General features: G+C 53.9%; 10 protein-coding genes. 8 read left to right on the top strand and 2 right to left on the bottom strand.

Annotated elements, in window-relative coordinates; genetic code table 11:
• The coding region (locus tag NH344_RS17175; protein ID WP_253028202.1) for a transposase family protein at positions 1-407 on the bottom strand (407 nt) is incomplete at its 3' end.
• 12 nt (positions 408-419) lie between these two features.
• A complete protein-coding gene (locus tag NH344_RS17170) occupies positions 420-1,454 on the bottom strand; it encodes a permease (RefSeq protein ID WP_023660029.1) in 1,035 nt (344 codons plus the stop codon).
• 111 nt (positions 1,455-1,565) lie between these two features.
• On the opposite strand from NH344_RS17170, the gene NH344_RS17165 reads away from it, so the two are divergent.
• The 8 genes from NH344_RS17165 (at position 1,566) to NH344_RS17130 (ending at position 11,137) form a co-directional block, all read left to right on the top strand.
• On the top strand, positions 1,566-1,880 hold the full coding sequence (locus NH344_RS17165) for a helix-turn-helix domain-containing protein (RefSeq protein ID WP_228168773.1): 315 nt from the start codon (positions 1,566-1,568) through the stop codon (positions 1,878-1,880).
• A gap of 395 nt (positions 1,881-2,275) precedes the next feature.
• Positions 2,276-2,533, top strand: a complete 258-nt coding sequence (locus tag NH344_RS17160) for a hypothetical protein (RefSeq protein WP_230835066.1) — start codon at positions 2,276-2,278, stop codon at positions 2,531-2,533.
• 78 nt (positions 2,534-2,611) lie between these two features.
• The gene (umuD, locus tag NH344_RS17155) at positions 2,612-3,058 is read left to right on the top strand and encodes a translesion error-prone DNA polymerase V autoproteolytic subunit (protein ID WP_230835067.1); all 447 of its coding nucleotides are present in this window, start codon (positions 2,612-2,614) and stop codon (positions 3,056-3,058) included.
• Between the two features lie 8 nt (positions 3,059-3,066).
• Positions 3,067-4,335 carry a Y-family DNA polymerase gene (locus NH344_RS17150; protein ID WP_330165781.1) on the top strand — a complete coding sequence of 423 codons (1,269 nt, stop codon included), beginning with the start codon at positions 3,067-3,069 and terminating at the stop codon, positions 4,333-4,335.
• A 247-nt stretch (positions 4,336-4,582) separates the two neighbouring features.
• Entirely contained in the window at positions 4,583-5,071 is a 489-nt protein-coding gene (locus NH344_RS17145) for a hypothetical protein (protein ID WP_230835069.1), read from the top strand.
• Between the two features lie 37 nt (positions 5,072-5,108).
• Positions 5,109-7,094, top strand: a complete 1,986-nt coding sequence (locus NH344_RS17140; protein WP_230835070.1) for an AAA family ATPase — start codon at positions 5,109-5,111, stop codon at positions 7,092-7,094.
• Positions 7,091-8,947, top strand: coding sequence for an ATP-dependent helicase (locus NH344_RS17135; RefSeq protein WP_230835071.1), 1,857 nt, complete (start codon positions 7,091-7,093; stop codon positions 8,945-8,947). The genes NH344_RS17140 and NH344_RS17135 overlap by 4 nt, the downstream gene beginning before the upstream one ends.
• Positions 8,948-9,901: 954 nt before the next feature.
• A complete protein-coding gene (locus NH344_RS17130) occupies positions 9,902-11,137 on the top strand; it encodes a hypothetical protein (RefSeq protein ID WP_230835073.1) in 1,236 nt (411 codons plus the stop codon).
• The last annotated feature ends 792 nt before the right edge of the window (positions 11,138-11,929 follow it).

The following is an 11,929-nucleotide window of genomic DNA, read 5'->3' as shown; positions in this document are numbered from 1 at the left end:
AGGAACTCGGCGCGGGCGTTGAAGATGTCGCGCACCGTCTTCTCGTCCAGGCCGGTCTGTGCCGCCACAAAGGTGTAGGGGTGGTTGAAGGATTCCTTCTCCACGTACTCATGCAGCCGCAGTGTCATACGGAATCCGTCCACCATCTCCGGTAGCTGGGGCCTGAATGTTGTCTTGCAGGCCCGGCAGGTGTATCGGCGGCGGACCACCCAGAGAGTGACCCGCTTGCCGTGGATGGGCAGATCACGATAGGGAACGTCACGCTTGCCGAACCGCACGAACTCACCCTGCACGCCGCACCCCTCGCAGGCTACTGGTGTAGGTGCTTCAAGCCGAAAATGTATGTCTTCATTCTGCTCATCAGAATCCACCAACTGGTACCCAGGAAGGCTTAACGAATTAATCATCTCCCGCCTTGATCAGAAAAACAGGTAGGTGGCGTAACCGGCAATCATCGCCATAGCAAAAATGACTGCTAAAAACGCCGCTAAAAGCTTCAGCGTGAACAAAGAGCGCAACAGAATGAGCTCAGTCAGGCTGGCTCCGGCACTGCCGATGATCAACGCTAGCACCGTCCCGGCACCCACGCCTTTGGCCATCAGAGCCGCTGCCAGAGGTATGACGGCTTCAGCGCGAATATACAACGGCACGCCGATGACAGCGGCAACTGGAATGGCAAAGGGATTATCTGGGCCTGCATACTGCTCCAATAAGTCAGTGGGCATGAAACCATAGATCACGCTGCCAATCGCAATACCGATGAGCAGGTAAGGCAACACATCGATAAAGTCCGACCAAGCTTCCCGCCACACACCACTGTACTTCCCTTCTTTCTTAACCGTGACAGTGGGTTGACTGTCACAGCATTCGCTAGACGTAGAGACTGTTGTCTTCCTATCAGCCCCGCAAGAAGCCGTCTTCGGAGTGGTGTCGCAGCTGTTGGTGCCGCAACTCGATGCGGTCGATGTAGCACTGCACGGGCTTGCTGATGAACTACATCCACTGCTCTCTTGTGTCGCCGTCCGGCGCACATAACGCTCGAAGCCAAGCGTGTGAAGCAGCCATCCGGCACCTACCGCGACCACCAAAGCGGCGAGCACATAGATAGCAGTAAGTGTCCATCCAAACGTGGCAACCAGCAGGCCGACGACGATAGGATTCAGCAACGGAGATGAGAAAAGAAACACCATCATCGGCCCAAAACCGGCCCGTGCCCGAATCAACCCTTTCAACATGGGGATAGTCGAGCAACTACAGAAGGGCGTTATAGCTCCTAAACCAGCAGCAAGAAAATAGCCTCGCTTCCCACTGGAAGTCAGTAACGCTTCCACCTTGGATGGTGGGATGTGACGTTGAAGAACTCCGACCAGCAAGCTAATGCCAATGAATAAAACCGATAGCTCGATAGCGAGAAAGGCGAACATGCCTAGAGCGTCTTGGAGTTGAGGTGACATTCAATATTACTCCTATATTTCTAGTATTGTCGAAATGATGTACGCAGCTTACTTGCGTTTATCCGACCTGTCAACTATAATTCTAGAAACATCGAATTATTGGGGCGTGCTATGGATCACGAAAAGGTTGCAGCCAGCTTAGCTGAGCTAGGGAATAGTCACCGACTGTCCGTGTTCCGCTTTCTGATCAAAGCTGGCCATGATGGGGCTTCGGTCGGAGATATCCAGAAGGGGCTGGGTATTCCTGCTTCGACGCTATCACATCACCTTGCGCGCATGGCCAAGGTAGGGCTGATCCGGCAGGAGAAACATAGCCGCACGATTGTCTGTATACCCGAGTATGGGCACCTAGAGAATTTGATCGGTTTCTTACAAGAGGAATGTTGTGCAGGTGTCCGGATTGCGCATGAACCAGAACCGCTTTGACGCTTGCCCAGCTCTCGCTGTCCTCCCTAGTCAGCATCGCTATGAAGACTCAGGCGAAGGTGGAAACAGAAAATTGGCAGTAGAGTAGGCTGAAGAGGATCAATCAGATAATCCGCTGAGAAAGATTTTCTTCTTTACATCTTTGGCATTTTATCAACCAGAAATTCCGGATACCCGATATTCCAACTTCCGATGATGATGTCCGCCTGAGCCAGTGACGGTACACAGAGTGCGATGGCAGCGAGCCATCGCCTTATTACAGATCCTTTCATGGAAGTTCCCTAAAAACAGTGCCTCTGGGGTAAGAGGTGGCAGGCGACACAGCATGCGTTGACAGCCTACCGTGTGCTGCCATGATGCAAAGAACACCAGGGTTCGTAGCGAGTGACCTCATCATGTCGAAGAAACAGCCTCAGTGGGATAAGCCATTGGAGCGCAATAACCTTAACGATGACGCCGTTGACCGGCGAGACCTGCCTTTAAAGAGGTTGGAGGGCTCCGTACGCGAATACCGCCAACCTTTTGAGCCGGTGGGTCTTAGCGATTGGGAAGCAGTGATGCTCAAAGGGTTAACGCCCGAGACGGCTCATGCAGATGCGCTGGCATCGCCGACCTTCAAAGAACTCGGAGAAGAACCAAACAATCAGCAGTAAATCCTCGTTCAGGGTTTGTGGATGCGGCATCTCATCATATACTGTATATAAATATAGTAAAAAGAAGAGGCTTTGCGTATGACCACCACCGCATCATGGATAGGCAGGGCTGCCTTAAATCCTATCCCGCAACCCTTACCTATGTTCGCCAGCGCCGTACGGGCAGGATTTCCTAGCCCGGCGGATGATCACCTGGATGCGGAGATGGATCTTCACCGTCATGTGGTAAAACGACCGGCAGCCACCTTTTTCGTACGTGCTGAAGGTGACTCTATGCTGGGTGATGGTATCCATCATGGTGACCTACTGGTGGTGGACCGCAGCCTGGAACCGTTACCGGGACGTGTCATTGTGATTGCGGTCGACGGAGAACTCACTGTGAAGCGGCTAGAGCGTGTCGGGCAACGCGCTTATCTGAGAGCCAGTAACCCTGCCTATCCACCGATCCCGTTAGAGGGCCGCGAGTCTCATGTGTGGGGCGTCGTCACCCATGTGCTGCACAGTCTGCCGGGGTCTACGCAGTGATCGCGCTCGTGGACTGCAACAACTTCTACGTTAGCTGTGAAAGGGTGTTTAACCCTGCCCTGGTAGGACGTCCCGTGGGCGTGCTGTCCAATAACGACGGCTGCATCGTGGCGCGCTCTAATGAGCTTAAAGCGCTAGGGGTTGAGATGGGCACCGCCAAACACCTACTACCTCCGTCGATCCGCCGCCAAGCCACGCTTTTATCCAGTAATTATGCGCTTTACGGTGATATGAGCCGCCGCGTCACCGAGGTACTGACAGAGTTTTCGCCGGATGTTGAGGTGTACTCCATCGACGAAAGCTTTGTCGGCTTTCAGGGGTTTGATCCCGCAACCCTAGAAGCGAACGGACAACGGCTACGTGAAACCGTGAAGCAATGGACGGGGATTCCCGTATGCGTGGGCTTCGCACCTACGCGAGTGCTGGCTAAGCTGGCCAACCACGCCGCCAAGAAACACCCGGGCTACCGAGAGCAAGGCGTGTGCCTGTTAACGGCGGATAGTCCTGCCACGCAAGCGCTACTCAAACAGGTACCGGTGACCGAACTCTGGGGCATTGCCCGACGCACCGGCGAACGGCTACGCGTGATGGGGATAGAGACCGTCTGGCAGCTACGCGAAGCTGATCCCAAACAGATACGACGCCGGTTTAGCGTGGTACAAGAACGCATTGTATGGGAACTGCGCGGGCAGCCTGCGATTCAACTGGACGATATGAGCCAACCCAAACAACAGATTATGGTTTCCCGCTCGTTTGGGCGTCTTACCCATAGCCCCCACGATCTGCGCGAAGCGCTTCGCCAACACGCTGCACGAGCGGGTGAAAAGCTACGCACACAGCACAGCGTGACCAGCGCCGTCATGGTGTTTGTGCGCACGAACGCCTTTCGACATGACTTACCGCAATACCGTAACCGCGTGGTAGTGACACTCGAACGTCCGACGGACGATAGCCGTGCACTGATTCAGGCTGCCATCCAAGGCCTACGACAGCTCTGGCGTAAGGGCTACGCCTTCCACAAAGTCGGCGTGATGCTCCTCGACCTCTCCCCCAAAGCCAACCGCCAACTGACACTGACGGAAACACCGCAAACTGAAGCCGACGCAACGCGCAGCGAGCGGCTGATGGCCACTGTAGACAAGCTCAATCGAGAATTAGGGCGAGGAACCATACAGTTAGGACTACCCCGGGCAGGCAACGCCTGGACATTACGCGCTGAACACCGCACCCCACGCTACACCACGCGATGGGATGAATTAGTGAACGTTAAACTTTAAGCGGGCAGCGCTTCTAATGAAAAAAGCTCAGGATGATGAGCAAATCTAATAAGCTGGTGCTAAGGTGGTTTAGAAAATAGCCATGCGTAATCTATTTGGAGAGCAGGATGCCATCAGCCCAGCCATCGAGCGATGATCTCTTAGAACGCATATTTGCGTACCGTGCGTTTGATCTGCGTGATCGCTTACCTCAACGTTTCGGCAGGCGCTAGAGTGCTTACAAAGCGATGAATCTTATTTGCCGGACATGAGCGGTGAGATTGTGGCTTATCTCCGGGATGGCCACGCACTGCCTATCCCCGAATATTTTTTCATCCTTCAGACCGGTCACAGTAGCGCTGTGGTTTTGCCGCAAGAAAATGATTATGTCTGCTCGGCTGTTGAAGCTTGGTTACGAGACGCGTTGCTGAAGACATCAACAGTGCTAGAAAAGGCATCAACGGTTAGACCCGCTCGGCTCAACATATTGATAGATCAATGCGATCCCAATGCCCCAGAACCTGGCGATATACAGGCATGGCAGCACATGGGTGATGTGGGCAGAGAAATCATCGATGCCCCCAGCAGAGAAGATGTTTGGAACGCAGCCGCTAGAGCGATGGGTGAAGTGCAAGCACGGCGCTGGATGAAAACAGCGCACCCTCTTCTTGACAGTAAAAGTCCCAACCTGGGTATCGAGGAAGATCCTACGCGAGTTTATGAGCTTGTGTTACAGATGAGTACAGGGGCGAGCTAATGACCCACCTCTGAATCAGTTACAAAGGTATTGATGAATGAAAATCGAAAAGATACGACTGCAGAACTTTCGTTGTTTCGGGCATGAGGCGGTCGAGCTCAATTTCGAGGAAGAGCTGACGACACTTGTCGGCGGAAACGGCTCCGGAAAGACGGCAGTTCTGCAAGCTGTGTCCCGGTTGTTTGGTACATCATCAGCACAGCGATCGGTACAGCGTCGTGATTTTCACATATCTGTTGAGCGGCAGGAACTGCAGTCCGGAGACAGCTTGTTTGTCGAAGCGGTACTAGCTTTCCCTGAACTAGCAGAGCAAGACGGTTCTCCTCTTGATGCTGTTCCGGAGTTCTTCAATCAGATGGCGGCTTCTGGTGCAGGACAGCCCCTAAAGGCCCGGCTACGACTACAAGCTACATGGACGGATGACGGTACGCCGGAGGGGGCAGTTGAAGAGGATATTCGCTGGATAAGAGTTCTGGATGATAATTTTGAGTGGGATGACTGTTCCAAGGTCCAGGCCGTAGAGCGCTCTTCGATCCAGTTTATCTACTTACCGGCCAACCGTGATGCGACGACACAGGTGACCGCTCTTCTTAAAGGACGGTTATGGCAGGCTGCCAAATGGTCAACGGCGTTCAGGGAAGCAAGTTGTGATAATGCAGATCAGATCCAGAGCAGTTTCGAGGAAGAAGAACCGTCGAAGGTCCTGCTGAAGCGTCTTTCATTGCGTTGGCAACAGGTCCATGAAGCCGATACAGACAGTCAGCCGCGTTTAAGGCTTATCGAAAACCGTTTTGAGGAGCTTGTACGTAAAGCCGAATTTACCTTTTCGCCGGATGAAGAAGGCCAGGAGCGTCGCTTGTCTGAGCTGAGTGACGGTCAGCGATCTCTGTTCCATATTGCCCTTACAGCGGCAACGCTCGAAACCGAGCGGGAAGCTTTCGCCTTGCCTGCTGATGACAGTTCATTTGAACAGGATAAGTTACGTCGTGTTCACCTAACAATCCTTGCCATCGAAGAGCCTGAAAATAGCCTTTCACCGTTCTTTTTGTCTCGTATTATCAGGCAAGCGAGGGAAATAGGCGCACTGCCTTCCGCGCAGGTTCTGCTATCTAGCCATTCACCAGCGATTCTGAGCCGGATAGAGCCGAACGAAGTGCGATATCATCGTATGGATCTAGGCGCTCGGTGCTCATCAATCCGCGAGCTGACTTTGCCGGATGATGGTACCGAGGCAAGTGTATATGTCAGGCTGGCAGTAAAAGCATATCCTGAACTCTATTTTGCGCGATTCGTAATCCTGGGTGAGGGGGATTCAGAGCGCGTCGTCATTCCGAAAATAGCAGAAGATATGGGTGTGCCACTTGACCCGTCGTTTGTTCCTGTCGTCCCGCTAGGAGGACGGTTTGTAGCGCATTTCTGGCGGCTGCTTAATGATCTTGAGATTCCACATGCCACATTGCTAGATCTTGATCTGGGGCGTAGGCATGGCGGGGTGAAAACCATGAGAAGCTGCTTGGAGAACCTGGCCGCTATCGGAAATGACTTTCGGAATCACACTCAACATTTACTTAGCAATGTCGATCCTGATGAAGCTGATCAGCTCACAGACCAAAACCTTCTTGGCGGAGATATTCAAGCAAACTGGCTTCAAGCTTTCCGTGAGGAAGGTGTTTTTTTCTCCTTTCCTATCGATCTCGATTTTGCCATGCTACGCGCATTTCCGCAGGCATATCAGGTACCTAACCCCGGTGGGCACGGCCCCATGGGCAGTGCAGAGGCAATTCAGGCTAGGAAGCGCACTACTCTGAAAACAGGTGGGAATCCCGCTTTATACCCTCATCATTATGATGACGCTTTTAAATGGTACCCGTATCTATTCCTGAGCAGCAGCAAGCCCGAGACTCACCTGACGGCTTTTTCCCGTATCCCTGACGGCGATATTGCTAGGTTAGCACCTCATGAGCTTAGGACGCTCATTGAGCATGTAAAACAGAAGCTTGAGCTGCCGGGAGAGGGTGCATGACTCGCGTAAGCAAGGATGACTGGATACCTCAGGGTGTCGATGGTCTGGAAAACAGAGCGTGGGATGCCTTACGTGAAACCGAAAGCAGCGTTCTCGTGACTGCTGGTGCTGGTGCCGGAAAAACAGAGTTCCTAGCACAAAAAGCGGCCTATCTTCTTCAGACAGGTATTTGTCCGGCCCACAAACGCATTCTGGCCATCAGCTTTAAAAAAGATGCCGCCCACAACCTTACTGAGAGGGTTTCAAAACGTTGCCCGAGGAACCAGGCGCGGCGCTTTGATTCAATGACTTTTGATGCCTTTACCAAGGGTCTTCTGGATCGATTCCGTTCTGCAATGCCAGAACCGTTCAATGCGCCCGGCGCATATCAGATCGTTACTCCGTTCAGTAGGGATTATGACGATTTTCTTGAGCGTCACGGTTATCGCGGTATTAGTGCTCAGCGTCTTGAGAAAAGAGTTCCACTGACAGATCTGCCAATTGACCAAGATAATGGCTCTGAATTACATCGCGCGTTGGCAGATTACTGGCATGAACAATTTTTCGGGGGCGAGGAGATATCTCTGTCCTTCCCGATGATTAACAGGCTTGTAAAATTGCTGCTTCAGGAAAACTCATATATCCGCCGAGCTTTACAGGCAACATATCCCATCGTTTTTCTTGATGAATACCAGGATACCACCTATGCCCAGTACGACATGCTACTAACGGCGTTCAGTGGTAGCGATGCTGTTTTCACTGCAGTCGGCGATGATAAACAGCGCATCATGGGATGGGCGGGAGCCATGAACGATGCGTTCGATCAGTTTGAAAACGATTTTGGTGCTGGGCGCATATCATTGCTCTCAAACTGGCGGTCACATGAGGATCTGGTTCGTATTCAGCATGAGATAGCCCGCCGGATAGACGGCAATGTGGAAGAGGTGCAGGCACAAGGGATTCGTGAAATTGAAGGAGAGATTTCTGCTATCTGGCAATTTCGGAGTACAGATGACGAGAACAATTATCTGGCTGAATGGGTGAGCCGTGAGGTGCAGTCAGGGAGTGTCGAACCACATGATTTTGCGATTTTGATCAGGATGCGGGCAGACCAGGTTGAGGGTGAGATAGCTCCTGCTTTTGCTGCACGAGGTCTCCGGATCAGAAATGCAGCCCGGTCAGTTGGTGAAATTCAGATACAAGATCTTCTTGGAGAAGAGCTGACCGGTATATTCGTTCCTTTGCTTCGCCTGGGAGCGACGGACCGAAGTCCAGAAAACTGGGCATTGGCTCAGCAGAACTATCTGTTTCTAGAGGCTGCCGACCCGGATAACGATCTTACGCAGGAGCGGTTGCTGGTTAATCTTGAAGCTTTCGTCCGTCACTTAAGGGCAGAGCTGGCGAGTCGCCAGCCTGATCCGGATTCGGCGGAAGCGATTGCAGAGGTGCTTCTTGAGTTTGTCAGTCTCCCGGCGCTGCGGCAATCCTTTGCCGCTTATCAGCGGGACAGAGACTTTAAAAGGGTCTGGAGTGGATTTGTCACGCTCCTGAAAGAGTGCGCAGAACATAGCGGTAGCTGGACGGAAGCTCTGGATGAGTTTGAGGGCATTGGACAAGTCGCTCTGATGACCGTCCATAAAAGCAAAGGTCTTGAGTTCCACACCATGATATTTTACGGGCTCGATAATCAGACTTGGTGGAGCCTTACTCCGCAACGGGGTGAAGAGCTAAACACCTTTTTTGTTGCCTTTACCAGAGCCAAGCAGCGTGCATTCTTCTCCCAATGTGTTGAGCGAGGGCGTGCTATTGGCTGGATACAGCGATTACTGGCCCCGGCGGGAGTCGAAACTATCGACGGTACAACCATAGTGTAAGCCGCTCGAGAAAGGCATCGATACATAACTAAAAATAGCTATCAACTTTTATTACCCTTACGAGGGGGGGGGTAGGCAGATAGAAGAAATTTTGGGGAGCAAGGTTATCGGTTCGCACTGTAATGTCGCTGCTATCCTATACAGCTTCTCAATGGTGATGCTCACTTCTCCACGCTCTATCCTTCTCATCACAACAATAGCTTTTGGCATCTATCATTCCACATGGTATTTATCTATTAATCCTAACATAACAGGGTGCAAAAAAGGCCAGAAAACGCCCCTGGCCTTGTCACTTCTCGCGTTCTAGGAAAATCCCCCACCGCCAGTTATCCAGTCACGATACCAGCCCCACCCCTGCAACCGGGATGCTGGCGAGCGAAGCGAGTGCATGACCAAACACGACGGCACCGAAACCGCGTCTGCACCACCCTCGACCGCCACCCCGAAACCACCCTGCCCCAATACCCCCTTTGCCAAACTTCTTTGCTGGTCTGGTGGGTGGTCAGCTCCACCCCTATCTCCTTGCGAGGCCAGCAATACAGCTGGTATGAAAAGGAGATAAAACATGAGCGCACCTGCCCAACCTGCTAGCAACCCCAAGGCAGACGATATTCTTAGCCTTTACCAAAGGCTTCATGATGGGCTATCGGATATGGTGGAGTCTGGGAGACTAACCCAAGCTGACATACCCGATGATTATGAATGGCTGGTGAATGAGATGCTGGTTCCTCTCGCGAACCACCCTTGCCATGACCGTAGTGAGCCGAATGAGGCCCGACCGTCTATAGCGGTAGAGGCAGTCGACTCTCACTGCTGCTGAATTGATGAAGAAACCTTCAAGCCCCTTGCTGCTAGCTTGGGGCTTCTCTCCCTGAGATGGCCTGCGAAGGGCACTCCCTGCCCTACCTCTTCTTGAGACCTGCAATCCCGCAGGAATGAGAGAGGAGAATGATCATGACTACCCAAGCGAGCAAGACCACTTGCTGGATTCCGAAGAGCCACCTTCCGGCCCTCAAAGTGAAAGTGGAAGCATTGGATCGCAAGGCAGCAAAGCTCGGCATGAAGCCGTTTAGCATCGAAGTGCTTGAAGAGACGGTGAAACCCTGGACGCGGGAAATCCTCGATCTCGAGGACAAGATCGGCTACCACCGCGAGGAGATGATCCGAGCCGTAAAGGTGCGCGTCACGGGAGAGCCGCCGCGGATCGATGGCTACCGGCTGGTTTCCAGGATCGACATGGCAGCTGCTGCGGCCGCCAGGGTCACTCCCTTGGCATGGGCCTATGATCGTCTTCCCGAGCCGTATCGGTCGGGTGAGGCGTCAGGGCATTGCGACCACTGCCATCAGCCGCGTGAGCGTCGTTGGCTGTTCCTCTTGGAGGAGATGGAAACCGGGAAGATTCTGGAGGTAGGCAAGACGTGCCTCAAGGACTTCCTCGGGCGTCAAGGAGGCGAAGCCATGCTTCGGCGTGCTCAGATCCTGTTCTCTGTGATCAACATGATCGAGGAGATCGATGAGGATAGGGGAGTGCAGGGAGGCAGGCCACCGGAGCCGGTGGTCGACCTTCGCTGGCTCATGTGCGCCGCGGCCATGCAGATCCGCAAGCGTGGATTCGTCTCGCGAGCGCGAGCTGAGGAAACCGGGGATCTGGCCACCGCTGATATTGTTGGCGAGATGACGCGCTCTAGCGTGATGCGCCGCAAAGGTATGGCGGCTTTTGCGTCTGAGGATGTCGCGAAGGCTGATGCTGTTCTCGCCTGGGCTCGGGAGGTGTTGCCGGCGAAGGTCGACCACTCCGAGTTCGAGACGATGATCGTGCATCATGCTCGGTACGACATGGTAGGTCTCAGGCGCGGGGTCGGGGTGATGACAGCAGCTATCACCGCCTACGACCGCCATAAGGAGCAGGCGGCTGGCCAGGAGGGGCTTATAGCCTTGGGCTATGCCGGCGAGCCGGGCGAACGCCTGGAGCTGGTGTGTGAACGCAAGCGGTCCTTCACTTCGGAGACGAAGTGGGGGCTGATGTGGAAGCACATCTTCTGCGACACCGATGGTCGGCAACTGGTCTGGAAGACCGGCAAGGCCATCGAAGAGACGAAAGTGAAGCTGAAGGGGCGTGTGAAGGAGCACGGTGAATACCGGGGGGTTCCCCAAACCGTGGTGACGCGCTGCTCGATTCAGCCAGCATGATGTTTCATCCGCCCCTGCACGCTCAGCGTCAGGGGCTTTTTCCTGGTGCGCCAGGCATGGCGCGCAGCGCCAATTAGGCGCTATCCGGTCCGCCGTGGTGGTTGGCCGGATGACTTGGGGGTGAAAGTCCCCTACGGACCCTGATAGCGGGAACCGTTAGCTGAACAGCAAGGGTGTTCGTCGTGAGGCGGAATCTGAAGGAAGCTGTAGGCAAACTCCCGGCCCGACGAACAGGAACCGCATACGAGGCAGCCACATCTGGGCGAGAGGGCCATGAAACTCGAAGCCCAATAGCTATCTAGAAGATGTGGAAGTAGATGCGGCGGGTAGATGGGAGGAAGGTCGCGCGCCTTACCCTGAGAGGCCTGTTCGCCTGCCATTGGCTACCGACACCGTGAGGTGTCGGGATGGGCGAACAGGAGTCAGCAGAGGCCATAGTAGGCTCTTTAACCAAGAGCTGAAGGGCTGAACCTGTCACGAGCGGATAGTTGACCGCTTTCTGATGTGTACGAGCAGAAGCCTCCCCGGAGGGCTCTCGATAACTGTGTGGCGGGCCGGAAGCCCAACGACTGTCGAAGCGCTTAGAGCACACAGGCGGGCGGATTCAGCGGAACGAAGCTCAGTCCAATAGTGGATGACAGGAACCGCCGTGGTACGGATCCGTATGCCCGGTGGTGTGAGAGGACGGGGGAGGCGACTCCCCCTCCTGGTATGGATTGACCCGTCAAGGGGTCGGTTGGCTTTACTACATGTGATTGTCCTCAATGCCTACGGCTCAGGAAGCGAGGGGCT

The organism is Halomonas sp. Ps84H-12 (genome assembly GCF_024124725.1).
Lineage (GTDB): Bacteria > Pseudomonadota > Gammaproteobacteria > Pseudomonadales > Halomonadaceae > Vreelandella > Vreelandella aquamarina.
This window is presented reverse-complemented; position numbering and strand designations above follow the sequence as displayed.